The 18,305-nt window shown below is 34.5% G+C and carries 16 protein-coding genes; 3 read left to right on the top strand and 13 right to left on the bottom strand.

Annotated elements, in window-relative coordinates:
• The 4 genes from DR017_RS00485 to DR017_RS00470 are packed head-to-tail and all read right to left on the bottom strand — an operon-like array spanning position 1 to position 3,119.
• On the bottom strand, positions 1-519 hold the full coding sequence (locus DR017_RS00485; RefSeq protein WP_002679082.1) for a hypothetical protein: 519 nt from the start codon (positions 517-519) through the stop codon (positions 1-3).
• A gap of 55 nt (positions 520-574) precedes the next feature.
• Positions 575-910, bottom strand: coding sequence for a 2Fe-2S iron-sulfur cluster-binding family protein (locus DR017_RS00480; RefSeq protein ID WP_002679007.1), 336 nt, complete (start codon positions 908-910; stop codon positions 575-577).
• A complete protein-coding gene (locus DR017_RS00475; RefSeq protein ID WP_002679129.1) occupies positions 911-2,020 on the bottom strand; it encodes an RHS repeat domain-containing protein in 1,110 nt (369 codons plus the stop codon). It abuts the gene before it with no gap.
• Between the two features lie 40 nt (positions 2,021-2,060).
• Positions 2,061-3,119 carry an NAD(P)/FAD-dependent oxidoreductase gene (locus tag DR017_RS00470; protein WP_002679020.1) on the bottom strand — a complete coding sequence of 353 codons (1,059 nt, stop codon included), beginning with the start codon at positions 3,117-3,119 and terminating at the stop codon, positions 2,061-2,063.
• A gap of 200 nt (positions 3,120-3,319) precedes the next feature.
• On the opposite strand from DR017_RS00470, the gene DR017_RS00465 reads away from it, so the two are divergent.
• Complete coding sequence (locus DR017_RS00465) at positions 3,320-5,545, top strand: patatin-like phospholipase family protein (RefSeq protein ID WP_002679124.1); 2,226 nt, start codon at positions 3,320-3,322, stop codon at positions 5,543-5,545.
• Positions 5,546-5,627: 82 nt separating this feature from the next.
• Positions 5,628-7,082 (top strand): aminoacyl-histidine dipeptidase, encoded by a 1,455-nt coding sequence (locus DR017_RS00460; RefSeq protein WP_002678952.1) that lies wholly within the window; start codon positions 5,628-5,630, stop codon positions 7,080-7,082.
• A 129-nt stretch (positions 7,083-7,211) separates the two neighbouring features.
• Here the strand turns inward: DR017_RS00460 and DR017_RS00455 are convergent, their stop codons facing one another.
• The 3 genes from DR017_RS00455 to pepE are packed head-to-tail and all read right to left on the bottom strand — an operon-like array spanning position 7,212 to position 10,657.
• On the bottom strand, positions 7,212-7,826 hold the full coding sequence (locus DR017_RS00455) for a hypothetical protein (RefSeq protein ID WP_002679017.1): 615 nt from the start codon (positions 7,824-7,826) through the stop codon (positions 7,212-7,214).
• Between the two features lie 12 nt (positions 7,827-7,838).
• The gene (locus tag DR017_RS00450; protein ID WP_002678994.1) at positions 7,839-9,962 is read right to left on the bottom strand and encodes a Tex family protein; all 2,124 of its coding nucleotides are present in this window, start codon (positions 9,960-9,962) and stop codon (positions 7,839-7,841) included.
• Positions 9,959-10,657, bottom strand: coding sequence for a dipeptidase PepE (gene pepE / locus DR017_RS00445; RefSeq protein ID WP_002679201.1), 699 nt, complete (start codon positions 10,655-10,657; stop codon positions 9,959-9,961). The genes DR017_RS00450 and pepE overlap by 4 nt, the downstream gene beginning before the upstream one ends.
• A gap of 125 nt (positions 10,658-10,782) precedes the next feature.
• On the opposite strand from pepE, the gene DR017_RS00440 reads away from it, so the two are divergent.
• Positions 10,783-13,134: an ATP-dependent helicase gene (locus tag DR017_RS00440; protein ID WP_002679072.1), complete on the top strand. Its 2,352-nt coding sequence runs from the start codon at positions 10,783-10,785 to the stop codon at positions 13,132-13,134.
• Positions 13,135-13,145: 11 nt separating this feature from the next.
• Here DR017_RS00440 and speB read toward each other — a convergent pair whose 3' ends face one another.
• From speB to DR017_RS00410, 6 genes are all read right to left on the bottom strand, one after another.
• Positions 13,146-14,018, bottom strand: a complete 873-nt coding sequence (gene speB / locus DR017_RS00435; protein ID WP_002678964.1) for an agmatinase — start codon at positions 14,016-14,018, stop codon at positions 13,146-13,148.
• 100 nt (positions 14,019-14,118) lie between these two features.
• Positions 14,119-14,487, bottom strand: a complete 369-nt coding sequence (locus DR017_RS00430) for a DUF4293 domain-containing protein (RefSeq protein WP_040361118.1) — start codon at positions 14,485-14,487, stop codon at positions 14,119-14,121.
• 55 nt (positions 14,488-14,542) lie between these two features.
• Entirely contained in the window at positions 14,543-15,448 is a 906-nt protein-coding gene (locus DR017_RS00425) for a YitT family protein (protein WP_002679038.1), read from the bottom strand.
• An 85-nt stretch (positions 15,449-15,533) separates the two neighbouring features.
• Positions 15,534-16,724: a pyridoxal phosphate-dependent aminotransferase gene (locus tag DR017_RS00420; RefSeq protein ID WP_002679182.1), complete on the bottom strand. Its 1,191-nt coding sequence runs from the start codon at positions 16,722-16,724 to the stop codon at positions 15,534-15,536.
• Between the two features lie 14 nt (positions 16,725-16,738).
• Positions 16,739-17,563 carry an endonuclease/exonuclease/phosphatase family protein gene (locus tag DR017_RS00415; RefSeq protein WP_002678970.1) on the bottom strand — a complete coding sequence of 275 codons (825 nt, stop codon included), beginning with the start codon at positions 17,561-17,563 and terminating at the stop codon, positions 16,739-16,741.
• A 31-nt stretch (positions 17,564-17,594) separates the two neighbouring features.
• On the bottom strand, positions 17,595-18,209 hold the full coding sequence (locus DR017_RS00410) for a hypothetical protein (protein WP_002679089.1): 615 nt from the start codon (positions 18,207-18,209) through the stop codon (positions 17,595-17,597).
• Between the last annotated feature and the right edge of the window lie 96 nt (positions 18,210-18,305).

The following is an 18,305-nucleotide window of genomic DNA, read 5'->3' as shown; positions in this document are numbered from 1 at the left end:
TTACTGTTTGTTAGTTTGATAAGTACCAAAGACGAGGTTAGATTCTACTAACTTATTACCATCTTCTTTTAGGAGTACTAAGTTACTAATTGTTATTTGATGATCATAACGCAATAAAGCCCCAGTATTTTCGTTGTAAATAGGACGAGTTGCGATGGTCACTGTTCCTCCCGTAGCTTCGCTATTAAAAGTAATTTGAGGAGAAGCAGGGTATATGGTATTACAAAAATAACTACTGCTTACTACATCACTAAAGGTGCGGTAATACAATTTATAGTTATTAGGTATTGTACCTGTAACTGTTTTTTCTTTATTTTCTAAGACACCTGCAGGAATTGTGAGATAAAGGGCTTGTTTTTGATTATACTTATAGAGAAAATCAACAGCGGTATCATTTGCTCTACAAGAAAGAACGTCGGAATTTTCAAAAGAGATAGATTCGACCTCCATATCACCGTCATTGCAAGCCATAGCAAAAAACCCTATTATAAAAGCAAATAAAAGTATTTTTCTATTCATTCAATTTTAATATTTTGGCAAAGATATAAAAAAATAATATACAAAAGCCTATTATTTAAGAAAAAGGAGCTAATACAACTTCTAACCCATTGATTTCAGGTGTAATAGATATTTGACATCCTAACCTACTATTAGGTTTTACATGAAAAGCTTCAAAAAGCATTGCTTGTTCTTCTTCACCCATTTCAGGTAGTGTGACTTCGTTTTCATTTTGTACATAGCACTGACAAGAAGCACACATTGCCATACCACCACAGATGCCTATTTCGCCATCTTGAGCGATTTCGTAGGCACGCATTACTTCCATTAAATTCATATTCATATCGGTAGGGGCTTCTATTTCGTATAGAAGCCCCTCACGATCGGTTATTTTTAGATGTATTTCGTTCATTTATTTAGTAAAGTATTCTATTTTACGAACACGGGCACAAATAGGTTTATCATTTTCAAACATCAATATTTGTGTCCAGTTTCCCATTTTATCAAAAGTATAACGATATTTGTAATTAAGTTCTGTTGTAATATATGAAGTGAGTAGATTATGTTCATCATATACTTTGGTAGAGACAACTTCTGTATGGGTTTTCATAACTTGAGTCTCACCTGATTTATTAAACATATAGTTAGTCTCTACATAAAAATTAGGGTCATCAGTAGCAGTACAAATTGATTGAATAAGACGTCCCTCTTTGTTATATTTATAAGTACAGATAGTTTCTTGATTTGAAGCATTTAGAAATTTAGACTTAGAAAGTAAACCTTCTTTATTATATTCATTTTCAGTTTTTAGATATACATTTTTGTTCAATATTTTATCTTCTGTTTCTGAAACTTTGTTGAGTTGGTTGTATTTATAAGATTTTTCACGTGTGTAATCTGGACGTATTTTCTTTTCTAATACAATATTTTTCTTTTCATATAGTTGTATGTCTTTTTCTAAAGCTGAATTGCTTGCTACTTTGTTCTTTTCAATACAATTACCTAAATCATCATATTTGAATGTAGTGGTAATAAGCCATTCATTAGTATTGCCATCAGTTTCATCTATTTTTACTAATTGATTTTTCTCGTTGTAAAAATATTGTTGGTTTACTAAAAGCTCTCCATCTCCTAAGGAAAAAGATGATTGACTTTTATTTACTCTTCCTTTTTTATCATAGTAGAATCGCATTCCTCCGAAAGGTTGGTTTTCGGTATTGTAAGTAATTACTTCAAGATTACGACCTGTATTGTCAAAAATATAAGCAATATTGGTTTTAGATAATTTAGTTTCATCTTTTTCAATCTTCCAATCTTCGACATAAGGAAAAACAGTGTAGGTTTTTCCATCAAAAGTTTTAGTACCTTTGGGGTCGGGGTCGAGAAAAAAAGAATAGTCTTCTACTTTTTTTATTTTACCTTTCAATAGTAAAGTTTTACTACTAATTGTATCTATTTGAGCATATAGAGAGACAGAAAAAGCTAAAAATGTGCCTGTTAATAGTATATTTATATTCTTCATTTTATTTAGTTATTAGTTTGCTATAAGATATATTTATTGTTTAAATTGCTTTTACTACAGCTTTTTCGGCTTCTTTTCTACTACCATCAAATCCATCAATTCCTACTACGGTAGTATACTTTAATACGTATTTTTTATTGGGATAAATACGGTTGTAGACACTTTGGCACATTAGAGTAGCTTCGTGAAAACCACAGAGGATGAGTTTCAGTTTACCAGGGTAGGTATTCACATCACCTATGGCATATACACCTTCTATACAAGTTTGATAGTCTAAGGCATTATTTACTTTCACAGCATTTTTTTCAATTTCTACTCCCCAAGTAGCAATAGGTCCTAATTTAGGAGTAAGTCCAAAGAGTGGAATAAAAGTATCTGCTAAAAGAATCTCTTTGTTACCCCCTTCTTGTTCTAATACTAATGATTCCAAATGTCCATTTCCTTCTAACCCTACTACTTCATAGGGTGTTTTTAGATTGATTTTACCAGCTTCTTTTAAGGCTTTTACTTTTTCAACTGAATCTAAAGCTCCTCGAAATTCATTGCGGCGGTGCACCAAAGTAACTGAAGCAGTAGCTACTTTTTCAGCTAAATATATACTCCAGTCTAGAGCGGAGTCTCCTCCACCTGCAATTACAACGTGTTTTCCAATATAGTTTTCTGGATTTTTTACAAAATAAGCTATACCTTTACCTTCATATTGTTCAATATTAGGTAATTCAGGTTTACGAGGTTCAAAAGTGCCTAATCCACCGGCTATAGCTACAGCTTTTCCTTTTATTTGAGTACCTTTATCTGTAGTTACTATGAATGTATCATCATTATTTTTAGTGAGTGTTATTGCAGTTTCACCAAGGGTAAATTCAGGTTGGAATTGTTTGATTTGATCCATTAGGTTATCTATCAATTCTAAGGCGCCTACACTAGGGTATCCTGGTATGTCAAAAATAGGTTTTTTAGGATATAATTCAGTAAGCTGTCCACCTACTTGAGGGAGTGTATCTATCAAGTGGCATTTTAGACGAAGAAGTCCAGCCTCAAATACAGCAAAGAGTCCTGTAGGTCCTGCCCCTATAATAATGATATCTGTTTCTTTCATTTATTACTATTTTTGGGGCAAAGGTATAAAAATAATTGCGAATGACAAATTACGAATGACGAAATTTTGCAACCAGTAATTTTAAAAGAAAGAGTTTTTGAAATATATTTTATGAAATTCTTTTTAATTTGCTAATTTAAAATTTGTTAATTAACTAATTATTTGTACTTTTGTGCCAAGTTTATAAAAGAAGATAATGTATGAGAATTTTATTGTTTATCATACTCCTTATAATTACTCCTTATGTAGTTTATAGTCAGGCAAATATTTCTAAAAAAGATTTAAAAGTAGGTTTAGTACTCAGTGGAGGAGGAGCAAAAGGATTAGCACATATAGGAGTATTGAAAGTATTGGAGGAAGCAGGAGTACGTATTGATTACATTGGAGGTACGAGTATGGGCGCAATGGTAGGTGCTATGTATGCTGCAGGATATTCGGCTAATGAATTAGATTCTATCTTCCGACAATTAGACTTTGATAAACTTTTACAAGACAAAACTTCACGTCATGCAAAGTCATTACACGAACGTTATATATATGATCGCTATGCAGTAGCATTGCCTTTCAATAATTTCAAAGTAGGGTTACCTCGTGCAGTTTCTAAAGGTCAAAATATCTACAATGAATTTGTTAAACTTCTATATCCAGTAAATGAAATTTATGATTTTTCTAAGTTACCAATTCCTTTTTTATGTATTGCTACTGATATAGAGACAGGAAAAGAGGTGATTTTAGAAGATGGTTTTCTACCTCAAGCTATACAAGCCAGCGGGTCGTTCCCTTCGTTGTTTGATTTAGTAGAAATAGATGAGAAATGGCTTACAGATGGTGGTATAGCTAATAATTATCCTGTAGATGAGGTGAAAAAGAAAGGAATGGATATTATTATAGGGGTGGATGTACAGAGTCCATTAGCAAAACATGAGGAAATTAACTCTTTTTTGAGTATCTTTTCACAAATAACTACTTTTCCAATGGTGGATAATATGCCACAGAAAATAAAACAAACTGATGTGTATATCAAGCCTAATATAGAAGGGTTTAATGTGATTTCTTTTGATAAGGGTGAGACAATTATTAACAATGGAAAAATTGCTGCAGAACATTTTTTGCCTCGTTTGCGTGAAATAGCTGCTCACCAAAAACATACTACCCAACGGAGGGAACCTATAGAAAAAATTGATTCTTTTTTTCTAAAAGATATTCACTTCCATAATAACGAACACTTTACACGTAGTTATTTACGTGGGAAACTCCACTTAAAACACTTGAATCGTAAAATTTCTTTTGAAGAACTGAATGATGGATTGTCTAACCTAATGGCAACAAATAACTTTCATTCTATCAATCACCAAATTAGACATACTTTTGAAGGGGAACATATTGATTTTTTTCTGAAAGAAAACCCACAACGTACTTTCTTGAAATTTGGTATTCATTATGACAACTTGTTGAAAACAGGGTTCTTGATGAACTATACACAGAATTATTTTTTACAAGATAGTGATTTTCTTTCCCTTGATCTTATTGTAGGTGATAATATACGTTATCAGTTTGATTATTTTGTAGATAAAGGATTTTATATCAGTTATGGATTACGTTCTAAATTTTTGCAGTTTGACCGTAATTTGAATACAAGACGTTTATCTAATTACAGAATAGAACAATCTGAACTCAATCGAATGGATGTAGAGGCTTATGATTGGGTAAATCAGTTGTACTTACAAACACTCTTAGGTAATGGTTTTGTGTTTGGATTAGGTGTAGAACATCGCAAAATACAATTTGATGCTGAGCAAATATATTCAGTAAGTACTATCGCTTCATATTCTGAAAAGAACCATTTTGGCAGTTTATATTCTTACTTGAAATACGATAGTTTTGACAATGGTTTTTTTCCAAATAAAGGAGTGTATTTTAATACACAATTTAATCTTTATGCACTTGCTTCTAATGATGAAAACTTTAAGAAATTTACCACAGGTAAAGCAGAATTATCATTTGCTATTCCTATCCTACCAAGGTTGAATACACGAATAGGATTTGAAGGAGGTGTTACCATAGGAAACTCTAATAGCTATTCATTAGACTTCTTTTTAGGAGGATATAATAAGAATGTATTTTCTAACTACTCACCTTTCTATGGGTATGATTTTTTGAGTATAGGAGCTAAGAACTACCTGAAAACAGAATGGGTAATAGATTTTCAACCATTTAAAAAACATCACTTGCTTTTATTAGCTAATGTAGCCAAAGCTGATAATAACCTTTTTAAGAGTTTTCAATGGGAAAAATATCCTGATTATTCAGGTTATGGTATAGGGTATGGTATTGAAAGTTTTTTAGGTCCTATAGAGTTAAAATGCACATACTCACCTGAAATACAACAAGCAATATGGCTATTTAATATAGGATATTGGTTTTAAAGTGAAAATAGAAAAATGAAGAGTGAAAAGATGTTAGCGACTAAAAAATATATAATAACTGATAATTAAAAAACTAAATATAATGAAAATAACAGAATTAGAGCCAAAACAATTATGGACCAATTTTGCAAACTTAAATGCAGTACCTCGTCCATCAAAAAAAGAAGAAAAAGTCATTGCTTTTATGGTGGCTTTCGGTAAAAATTTAGGTCTTGATACCTACCAAGACGAAACGGGTAATGTGATTATCAAAAAGCCTGCTACAGCAGGAATGGAGAACCGTAAAACAGTGGTGCTACAATCACATCTTGATATGGTACACCAAAAGAATAATGATACGGTCTTTGATTTCAGTACTGAAGGTATTAAAATGTTAGTGGATGGTGATTGGGTACGTGCTGATGGTACAACTTTAGGAGCTGATAATGGCATTGGGGTGGCAAGTATTATGGCAATACTCCAAAGTAAGGATATTCCTCACCCTGCTCTTGAAGCCCTTTTTACTATTGATGAAGAAACAGGAATGACTGGAGCTAAAGGTCTTAAAGGAGGATTACTCTCTGGAGCTTATTTGCTTAACTTAGATACTGAAGAGGATGACGAAATTGATATAGGTTGTGCTGGAGGTGTAGATGTTTCGGCATTTAGAGAGTACGATGTGGTAGATACACCAATTAATTCGGTAGCCTATACACTTACTTTAAAAGGTCTTCACGGAGGGCATAGTGGTATGGATATACATAAAGGTTATGCTAATGCTAACAAACTGATGAACCGTCTCTTGTTTACTTTTACAGAGAAGTTTGGTTTGCGCATTGCAAGTGTAGATGGAGGTGGTTTGCGCAATGCTATTCCGAGAGAGAGCATAGCAGTGGTAACTATTGATAAAAATGACGAAAAGGCTTTTAAAAAAGAAGTCGTTACACTTACTCAAACACTTCAACACGAGTATTCAGTAACCGAACCGACTCTTACTGTATTGTTAGAGCCTACTGTACTCCCAGAGAAGGTAATGGAACAAGAAGAACAAGAAGATGTGTTGCGAGCTCTTTATGCAGCTTTCAATGGAGTGTATAAGATGAGCCAAACAATAGCTGATCTTGTAGAGACAAGTAATAATGTAGCAAGAGTAATCATCAAGGATGGTGAGATTAATGTGTATTGTCTTACTCGTTCAGCTTCTGAAAGCTCTAAGTATGACTTAGCAGATACTATTCGCTCAGCCTTTGAATTAGCAGGATTTGAAGTAGAATACACAGGTAGTTATCCAGGTTGGGAGCCTAAAGTAGATGCTGAAATCTTAAAGATTGTAAAAGCACAATACGAAACACTTTTTAGTGAAACGCCTAATGTAGTAGCTTGTCATGCAGGTTTAGAGTGCGGTATTTTAGGAACCAATTATCCCAAAATGGAAATGGTGAGCTTTGGTCCTACTATCAAAGGAGCACATTCACCAGCAGAAAGAGTGAATATAGCCTCTGTACAGAAGTTTTGGAAGTTCTTGTTAGCAATACTCCAAAATATTCCTACAAAATAGAGGTTATACTAAATTTATAGTGGAAAAGTCCAGTTTACCAAAGTAAAACATAATATTAATGAACCTATCAAAGTTCAAAAATCTTACTTTGGATATTATAAATTGGATTTTTCCATTTGTCTCATATTACTAATCTTCTTCTTCAACTTCTTCTATTACTACTTTTGTTTTATCAGCAAGTACGATACCGTAATCGGATTTTGCTGCTATAAACCTATCGGTATTATCTAAAATATAATCGATAATACTATCTAATTCGTCGCTTATATCATTTTTAAAGTTTCTAATAGGTATTACAATTCGTGTATTATTGTATTCTTTACCTATTAGACGATAAGTAATCAGTGATGTGTTTCGGTCTTTTAAATCTATTATTATTTTCTGATGAAACTCTTGAAGCTTATAATTATCATCTTTAGTTACAAAATGGATAGCTAATATGTCTTGCCACTTCACCAAGCCTTTTAGAGCTTCATTATTAAGAGTTATGCCTTTATCATTTAAAGAAATGCTCAATTTTGAAGCAAACATTGGTATAGCATAAGTGGTAAACATACCCAATGAAACTAATAGTACTACTATAACAAAGATGTAGCTTACCTCTCTTTTTCCTGCATCTATTACACTTATATCTATTGTTAAATAGATAAAAAAGAACAGGAATATTAGCAGTAAAATAGATACTATTATAAAGCTTTTTAATATTGTTCTTTTTTTAGTATAAGGGATAAAAAGTGTTTTCATATTTATCGATTTTTATATTATCATTGTTAATGAGATGCGTTTGCGCAACTCATCTACTTCTGTTACTTTTACTTGCACTTGTTGGTGGAGTTTTACTACTTCATTTACATCAGAGACATAACCATCTTTCAGTTGAGAGATGTGTACTAATCCACTTTCTTTAACACCTATATCCACAAAGCAACCAAAGGCAGTAATATTGTTTACTATACCAGGTAATATCATTCCTATACGTACATCATCAAAGGTTTTTACATTAGGGTCGAAGGCAAAGGCTTTAGCAGTAGTACGAGGGTCGAGCCCTGGTTTTTCTAATTCCTTTAATACGTCCTTCAAATAAAGTTCACCCACCTTATCTGTTTTGTACTTTTGAATATCAATAGTGGCAATAGCTTGCTTGTTACCTATAAGTTGTGTAACTGAGATACCCGTGTCCTTCGCCATTTGTTTGATGATAGGATAGGCTTCGGGGTGTACTGCTGAATTGTCGAGCGGGTTCTCACTGTTGTGTACACGTAAGAAAGCTACTGCCTGCTGGTATACTTTATCACCCAAACGAGGTACCTTTTTTAAGTCTTCTCGCTTACTAAAAGCACCATTAGCCGAGCGGTAAGCTACTATGTTTTCAGCCATCTTCTCCCCTATTCCTGATACATAACTGAGTAGTGATTTGCTTGCTGTGTTGAGGTTTACCCCTACTTTGTTCACGCAACGCACTACGGTTGCATCGAGCTCTTCTTTCAATAACGACTGGTTTACATCGTGTTGGTATTGACCTACTCCTATGCTTTTAGGGTCTATCTTCACTAATTCAGCTAATGGGTCGGCAAGACGCCTGCCTATGGATACTGCCCCACGTACAGTTACATCGTAATCGGGGAACTCATCGCGAGCTATTTTAGAAGCTGAATACACCGATGCTCCTGCTTCACTCACCACAAATACTTCCACCTTTTTAGGGAAAGCAATACTTCTTACAAACGACTCCGTTTCGCGAGAAGCAGTACCATTGCCTATACTAATGGCTTGGATGTTGTATTGAGAAACCATTGTGCTGAGCTTTTTAGTAGCCATAGTTATATCATTCTGGGGAGCGTGAGGGTAGATAACATCGTGATGCAAAAGGTCGCCTTTTTCATCTAAACACACTACCTTACAACCTGTACGATATCCTGGGTCAATAGCCAAAATGCGCTTTTCACCCAAAGGAGACGCTAATAACAACTGTGAAAGGTTCTCGGCAAACACACTGATAGCTTTCGCATCGGCTTTATCTTTTGCCTCTTGTAGTGTTTCGTTGGAAATAGAAGGCTCTAATAAGCGTTTGTAGCTGTCTTTTACCGTTTTCTTCAAGAAATCGGCTACCTCTCCCCTACTCTTTATGATGTTTTCTTCCATAAAAGGTAAGGTTTCTTCACTATCTACTTGTACTTTTAGTTTTACAAATCCTTCTTTTTCAGCACGCAACATTGCTAATACACGGTGAGAGGGCGCTTTGTTAAGGGCTTCTTCCCAATCGAAATACTGAGCGTATTTCTGAGCTTCTTCCTCTTCGTTTTTACCTTTGGCTACTTCACTACTGATGATTGCTTTGCGCTGAAATATTCGGCGAAGAGTGCGACGTATAAACGTATTCTCGTTAATCCATTCAGCTATAATATCCGAAGCCCCTTGTAAAGCTTCTTCTTCAGTAGGTACTTTATCGGAAAGATAACGCCCTGCTAATAGTTCCAAGTCGGTTACACACTGACTCATTATCTGTTTTGCAAGAGGTTCTAAGCCGTTTTCTTTGGCTACATCAGCTTTAGTTTTACGTCGTTTTTTGTAAGGTAGGTATAGGTCTTCTAATTCATTGAGCTCAAAAGAGTTCTCAATACGTTTGCGCAAATCGTCTGTAAGTTTTCCTTGTTCTTCAATAGAAGAGAGAATCGTTTCTTTGCGCTTACAGATATTGTCGTAATCAGCTTGGGATTTGGCTATATGCTCAATGGCTACTTCATCTAAATTCTGGGTACTATCTTTTCGATAGCGTGCAATGAAGGGAATAGTACAGCCTTCAGTTAATAGTGAAAGTGTGTTTTCAATAACTTTTTCAGGTAGTTGTGTTTGGGCTTTTATATATTGAATATTTGTCATAGTGATCTATCAAAATTGCTAATTTCTATTGGTTCTTTATCTTTTTCAAACCAACGGGCAGTAAATTCTCCTTTTAAATTTATTTCATCTCCCATTACGCGCAGCCAAGAGCCTTCACGCAACCCTATTACTGGTATATTGTTGAACACGTGAAATTCTTTAATACGTGTTTCGCGAGTTTCGCCTTTGTGTTTGCTATGAGGGTCGGGATCAAGATAATGAGGGTTGATATTGAAAGAAATAAGCTCTAAAGTACGGAAAGAAGGAGGATAGACAATAGGCATATCATTAGTAGTTTGCATTGTTTGTCCTGCTATATTACTTCCTGCACTCGTGCCCATATAGGGTGTACCTCCTAATACTACTTTGCGTAAAGAGTTTATAATATCTAATTGATATAGAGCATTTACTAATACAAAGGTATTACCACCTCCTGTAAAAATAGCTTCTGCCTGTTCTATAGCTTGTTTAGGATTGACAAAAGTGTGTAAACCTACTACCCTTTTGTCTAATTGTTGAAAAAAATTAGCGGCTATTTGAGTATACTCATCGTGAGAAATTCCACTGGGACGTGCATAAGGTACAAAAAGAATTTCATTAGTTTCTTGGAAAAAATTGCTGAGTTCATCACGCAAATAAGAGAGATAAGTACCACCATATACAGTTGAGGTACTAGCTAATAAAAGTTTTTTCATCGATTGTTGAATGTTAGGCTGCAAAAGTACTAAATAATTATGAGAGAAGCAAAATTACTATCAGTTCCGAAATTGTCTAATTGCTAAATTATCGCTACCTTTGCGCCCTTAAAAACACACTATTTATGGATACATTTGAAAAGGAACTCAATAGGCTTAATGCACCACAACGCGCAGCAGTACTTCAGAAAGAAGGTCCTATTATTGTAATTGCTGGAGCAGGTTCAGGCAAAACTCGTGTACTTACTTATCGTATTGCTAACCTAATGCGACAAGGAGTAGATGCTTTTCATATACTTGCACTTACCTTCACTAATAAAGCGGCTAACGAAATGAAAAAACGTATTGCAGATATTGTGGGCAATAGCGAGGCTAAGAATCTATGGATGGGTACTTTTCACTCTGTATTTGCTAAAATATTGCGTTTTGAAGCTGATAAATTAGGCTATCCTCAGAACTTTACTATCTATGATACACAAGACTCTCAACGACTTATTAATGGAATTATTAAAGAAAAGGAGTTGGATAAAGATGTATACAAATACAAACAAATACAACAACGCATTTCTTCTTTAAAAAATAATCTTATTACAGTACGAGCTTATTTCAATAATCCTGAACTTGTAGAAAACGATGCTATTAGGAAGCAACCGCGTTTTGGAGAAATCTATCAGGAGTATGTAGAAAGATGTTTTAAAGCAGGAGCAATGGACTTTGATGATTTACTGCTGAAGACAAATGAATTGCTGAATGTATACCCTGAAGTATTAGCTAAATACCAAAATCGCTTTCAGTACATACTTGTAGATGAGTATCAAGATACAAACCACTCTCAGTATCTTATTGTAAAAGCTCTCGCTGACCGTTTTCACAATATTTGTGTGGTAGGTGATGATGCTCAAAGTATTTATGCTTTCCGTGGGGCAAATATCAATAATATACTGAATTTTAAAAGTGATTATCCTGAAGCTAAAGAATATAAATTGGAACAGAACTACCGCTCTACTAAAAATATAGTGGAAGCAGCTAACAGTGTAATTGAACACAACAAAGTACGGTTAGATAAGGTAGTATTCACTGAAAATGAGATGGGAGAGCTTATCAAAGTACATCGCAGTCCTACTGATGCCGATGAAGGACGTTTTGTAGCGAGTTCTATCTTTGAAAATAAGATGCAGCACCAGTTAGCTAATGGGAAATTTGCTGTACTTTATCGAACCAATTCACAATCGCGTGCTATAGAAGATGCTCTTAGAAAACGTGATATACCTTATCGCATTTATGGAGGACTTTCATTCTACCAACGCAAAGAAATTAAAGATATGCTTGCTTATTTGCGTTTGATTATCAATCCTAATGATGAAGAAGCATTGGTACGCATTATCAATTTTCCAGCTCGTGGTATTGGAGAAACTACAATGGAGAAACTTACATTGGCAGCTAATCACTATAAGAAGTCTATCTTTGAGATAATGTACAATGTGAATAAGTTACCTGAATTACATATTAATAGTACAACCAAGCAAAAACTCACAGATTTTGTGGTAATGATATTCAACTTGCAAGCACTCAATCAGCGAGCGAATGTATTTGAGGTAGCAGAACAAGTAGCTAAAAAAACAGGTTTATTGCAAGAATTTAAAAAAGATGGAACTCCTGAGGGTATCGCTAAAATGGAAAACATAGAGGAGATGCTTAATGGTATGAAAGACTTTGTGATTGGACAAGAAGATGTAGCCGATAGTACAGGTAGTTTAGCTGAATATTTAGAAGATGTATCTTTAGCTACGGATAGCGATAAAGAGATAGGAGATGACGATCGAGTAGCCTTAATGACGATTCACTTAGCTAAAGGCTTGGAGTTTCCGTATGTATATATAGTGGGGATGGAAGAAGATCTTTTTCCTTTGGCAAAAAGTATACAATCACGTGATGAATTAGAAGAAGAACGTCGCTTGTTTTATGTGGCGCTTACACGTGCTGAAAAACAAGCTTATCTCACCTATGCTGAAAGACGCTATCGTTTTGGAAATTTATCAGATACTGAACCAAGTAGGTTTATAGAGGAAATAGATGAACGTTACTTACATTACCTTACACATACTTTGTCTAATCCTAACTATCGTTATAAACCTTTGATAGATAGAGATATTTTTGGTGAAGTAGATAAGAGTAAATTGCGTTTACAAAAGCCTATCAGTGGTACTCCTCCTTCTAAAAATGCCCCTACGGGTGATGAACAACAGCGATTACGCAAGCTTAAACCTGTGAATAGTATACAAAATGCTTCACCTAATAGAAGTATCTACAACGAATTAGAAGTAGGAACAACTGTTTATCACGAACGTTTCGGAAAGGGAATCATCAAAGCTCTTGAAGGAGTAGGCAATGATAAAAAAGCACAAGTTAATTTTGAGTCAGGAGGACTGAAAAATATACTATTGCGTTTTGCGAAACTCACTATAATAAATGAATAAAAAAGGTGTCGTTATGAGACACCTTTTTTCTTGTTATATTTAAAATAATAAGCTAACATTTTGTAATAGAGTTTTGCAGCTAAAAAAGCTGTTGGTTTTGCTTGCGGACTATCCATTAGTTCTACAATATCAAATGCTACTACATTACATTTTTTAAACACTTTACGCAAGAGTTTGAGCGTAGGATACCATTGTAAACCACCTGGTTCAGGAGTTCCTGTTGAAGGTGCTATTGCTGGATCAAAAGCATCTAAGTCAATAGTGATATATACATTACCAGATACTTTGTCTAATACATCATCTATCCAATTGTTATTTTTAGCAATTTCGTGAGCAAAGAACACACGCCCTTTAGGCAAATATTGTTTTTCTTCTGCATCCATTGAGCGGATACCTACTTGTACCAATTTGTGCTTTTGGTTCGCTTCAAACACAGCACAAGCGTGATTAGAAGTAGAGCCGTGATACTCAGGGCGTAAATCAGTATGAGCATCAAGTTGTAATACAGTGAGTTTTTCATATTTCTCACCTACAGCCCGTATTGAACCAATAGACACTGAGTGTTCCCCACCAAAAAGAGTAAAGAGCTTATCTTCGTGCTTCAATAGTTCTTGGGTCTTTTCATAAACGGCTTGAGTCATTGCTTCAGGCGAACTATTTTCAGTTACTTCACCTGCTAAATACACTCCATTGAGGTAAGGTTCAGTATCAGTTTCAATATCATATAACTCCATATTTTCTGAGGCATCTAAAAATAATTCAGGACCTTTGTCAGCTCCTTTGCCCCATGTAGATGTACCATCATAAGGTACTGTTACTAACATTACTTTGGCATTTTCCAGTGTTGCATTTTCCTCTGGAATTCCAGCATACGTTCTTTTCATTGTTTATATATTTAGCGAATAAAGTGCAAAGGTAATAAAAAAATCCTAAGTTTATATACTTAGGATTTTTTTAACGCACAACACTACTAAGATTATAGGTCTATCGCAATCGGTCTGCAGATTTTACGAGCTTCTCGTCCCGTCTGATAGCCTTGTTGGCCATAAACAAAAAAACGATAGAAAGCACGGGTGCGAAAACCCCAACACCTTTCTCAGAAATAAAGCTTTCTCCAGGTGAGTTTAGCATTCGATATACAAATATTCCTAGTAAAGTAAAATTTATAAGTATATTCAGCCAGTTGAGCCACTGCTGAACACTTCTTTTCTTATATTTAAATATGCTATAGATAGCTAATACAGCTGAAAGAGCAAAGACTATCGTTCTGATCCAATCTAACCCAAAAAGAACGGGAAGACCTGCTACTATTGCAACTATCAGCATATAAACTGTTTGTATTCTCTGAATCATTTGTTATTGTTTTTTCAGTGGGCAAATATACTACTTTTCTTGAAAATAGGAAAAATTATTTCAATTTATCAAAGCCATTACCATAAACTCCCATAACATTTGTTTTGGTTACAAACGCTGAAGGGTCTATAGTACGTACTAAGCGGAAAATAGAAGTAGCTTCTGTTCTGCGAGCAATTACAATCACTATTTTCTGTGAAGATTTAGAGTACCAACCAATACCATCGATAATAGTACAACCACGCTTTAGTTCACTATTGATATGGTTTGCAATTTCATCGTAGTGTTTTGAAAATATAAATAACTGTACTGATTGTCTTGCCCCATTGATAACAATCTCAACCATTTGCCACATCAATGGAAGAAGGATGAGCCCATAAACAGTTTTTTCAATTGAATTGTCTTGATGTTCTAAAATGAAGAAAGAGGATAATACAATACACACATCCACTACCAAGAGAATACGTGCAATACTCATATTCCAATATTTAGTGAGTATAAATCCTATAATATCGGTACCACCAGTACTTCCATTAGCCGAATATACTAAACCTAAACCCGTGCCACAGAGTAAACCTCCCATAATTACAGAAAGAAAATCACCACTCAAAGGAGGGTGTTCCAAAAAGTAAGGCATTAAATACTCTTTTCCTGCCCAAATCAATCCTGATAAAATAGATATGGAGATAAAAGTTCGGTAAGTGAACTGTTTGCTCACTGCTTTAAAACCTATTAACAATAGGGAGATATTAATTGTCCAATAGGTAATAGCAAAATCTAACCCTAATTTGTAATTTAAGATAAGGCAGATACCTGCTAAACCTCCTGTTACTATTCCATTAGGCATTATAAAGCCTGTAATACCCACAGCATAAGATACTAATCCTACAAATATAGTAAGGTAATCTCTTAGATAAAAAGATTTTAAGTATTTAATAGTTCTACTCTCTGATATAGCCATTGATGTAAGAATTTAAAAGAATAAATGTTCTTATTTTTAAGAAACGGCGCAAAAGTAATACTTTTCATTGAATTGCCAAACAAAATTATTGTAAACTTTCTTTGATACGACGGATAGCTTCTCTCAAATCTTTCTCAGAAGCTGCATACGAAAAACGAATGCAATTAGCATCTCCAAAAGCTTCTCCTGTAACAGTAGCTACCATTGCCTCTTCTAATAGATATAAAGAAAAATCAGTAGCATTGTTTATAACGCGACCTCTCAAGGTTTTACCAAAGAAAGATGATATATCTGGAAACACATAAAAAGCTCCTTCAGGAATGTTGAGTTTAAAGCCTTCAATCTCATTTAAAAGTTGTAATACTAAGTCTCTCCTACGTTTGAACTCATCTACCATATATTGTATTTTGCTCTTAGGAGCTTTTAAAGCCGCAATAGAAGCTCGTTGTGCTATGGCATTAGTACCACTCGTTACTTGTCCTTGTACTTTAGCACAAGCTTTGGAAATCCATTCGGGGGCTCCCATATAACCTATACGCCAACCTGTCATTGCAAATGCTTTAGACATTCCATTTACAGTAATAGTACGTTCATAAAGACTATCGATTTCAGCAACACTAGTTACTCTCTCATTGGTAAAGTTGATGTATTCATAAATTTCGTCAGAAAGGATGAAAATATGAGGATATTTCCTAAGTACTACAGCAAGGGCTTCTAATTCGGCTTTGCTGTAGATAGAACCACTGGGGTTACAAGGGGTATTGAACCATACCATTTTAGTTTTAGAAGTAATAGCCGCTTCTAACTGAGCAGGAGTTATCTTGAAGTTATTCTCAATGGTTGTGTGAACTTCTATTGGAACACCTCCTGCCATTTTAGCTATTTCTTTATAACTCACCCAATAAGGTGCAGGAAAAATTACCTCATCACCAGGGTTGAGCATCGCCAAAGCTACATTAGCTAGACATTGTTTAGCGCCTGTAGAAACTACAATTTGTGAAGGTTTGTAATTGAGGTTGTTGTCTCGTTTGAACTTCTCACAAATTGCCTCTCTCAGCTCTAAATACCCGTCAATAGGTGTGTATTTGCTATAATTTTGCTGTATAGCCTCAATAGCGGCTTCTTTTATAAAATCAGGAATATCAAAATCGGGTTCTCCTAAACTAAGACCAATGATATCCTTGCCTTCAGCTTTGAGTTCTCGTGTTTTAGCTGCCATTCCTAAGGTAGCTGAAACTTCCATAGCGTTGATACGGTCGGATAAATACTGTTTCATATCGTTTTGTTATTTTATTTTAGTTGTAATTGTACCCATACAGGTAAGTGGTCAGAGGGATAGAGACTATCGATGCGGGTTTCTATAATTTTGTATTGTTTTACTTTGATAGATTTTTGGACAAAGATAAAATCTATATGTCCTTTCAAAGGTTCATCAGTTTTAAAAGCATTGAAAGTACCCATATTAGGAGTTTTATTAGTAGGTGATAACTGAGTATCGTACAATTGAGATGCTATTTTTTGAACAGCAGGGTGTTCAGTAGGAAGATTGAAATCACCCATTAAAATGACTTTTCCATTTTTTGCAATTTCTTTGATTTTTCGTAAAACCAAGTCAGCACTTTGTATTTGAGCTACTTTGCCTTCGTGGTCAAAATGAAGATTGAATACCCAAAAGATTGTTTTCTTGTCTTTGAGTTTCACCCAAGAACAGATGCGATTACAGCAAATAGCATCCCAACCTAAGGAAGGGACATCAGGTGTTTGAGAGAGCCAAAAGTTACCTTTATCAAGTAAGACAAAACGATTTTTTTTGAAGAAGATAGCTGAGTGTTCACCAGCTTCTTTACCATCATCACGTCCCACACCTTCACGCTGATAGCTAGGAAAACGCTCTTCTAAGAATTTAAGCTGATGAGCTAAGGCTTCTTGTACCCCAAAGATATCAGGATTTGCATCATTGATAATAGTAAATACCTTTTCTTTTCTATTGCCTTCTGTCCAAGAGTTTACACCATCGTAGCTGTTGTCATAGCGAATGTTGTAAGTCATTACGCTTAAGTTTTGTGCTACAGTAAGAGCAGGTAAAATACATAAAATAAATAATAATTGTTTCATATAAGTCAGATATTTTAAAGGTTGTATTTTATTAATCTGGAGCGTTAATTGTTAGAGTAACTCCTTTATTTCCTTCTTTATAAATCTTGTAATCAATACTTCCTGCTGATTCAATCCAGAGCATATTCACTGTTATACTATCTTTATACAATCGATATTTAATTTCTATAGATTTATTTTTAGTGAATAATGTATCTTTTTTTGGTAATTTCTTTAATAAATTCTGATCTTTTTCAACTGCTCTAAGAGAATCATATAAGGCAGTAAAGTTTGTAATATTAGGGTATTCGCATATAGTAGTAAAAGTGAAATTATGATGGTTAGCTATATCTTTACAATTTTTGCGTTTTTCATTAACTTTTTCTTCTATTTGAGATGATACTCCACAAAATGTTTCAAAATCGTATTGGTCTAATAAAGAAGTGTTAAACTTTAACTCTTTAGGGTTATCGGGATCTGAAAATATATCATAAAGTTTCTTCTCAGTAACATTCAATTGTAACCAACCTACAGGCATTGTCTTGCTATCTCCATCAGTAGGAAGGTATACGCACATAGTAATGTTATCTAACTCTGCTTCATCTATATAGAGATAACAATCAGCAATAGATACTTCAGCTAAAGGAATAAAATTTGAAGAGCGCATCACTTTTGTAAGCCATTCTTCACAGGAAAGTTGTTCTTTTTAAGAAATGGTATCAGAAATAGAGGTAGACAGTTCCTTTTCTGAGGTTTCTTCTTT

This window comes from Capnocytophaga sputigena (genome assembly GCF_900446695.1).
GTDB lineage: Bacteria > Bacteroidota > Bacteroidia > Flavobacteriales > Flavobacteriaceae > Capnocytophaga > Capnocytophaga sputigena.
Note: the sequence above shows the minus strand (reverse complement) of the source record. Positions and strands in the feature narration are given on the sequence as shown.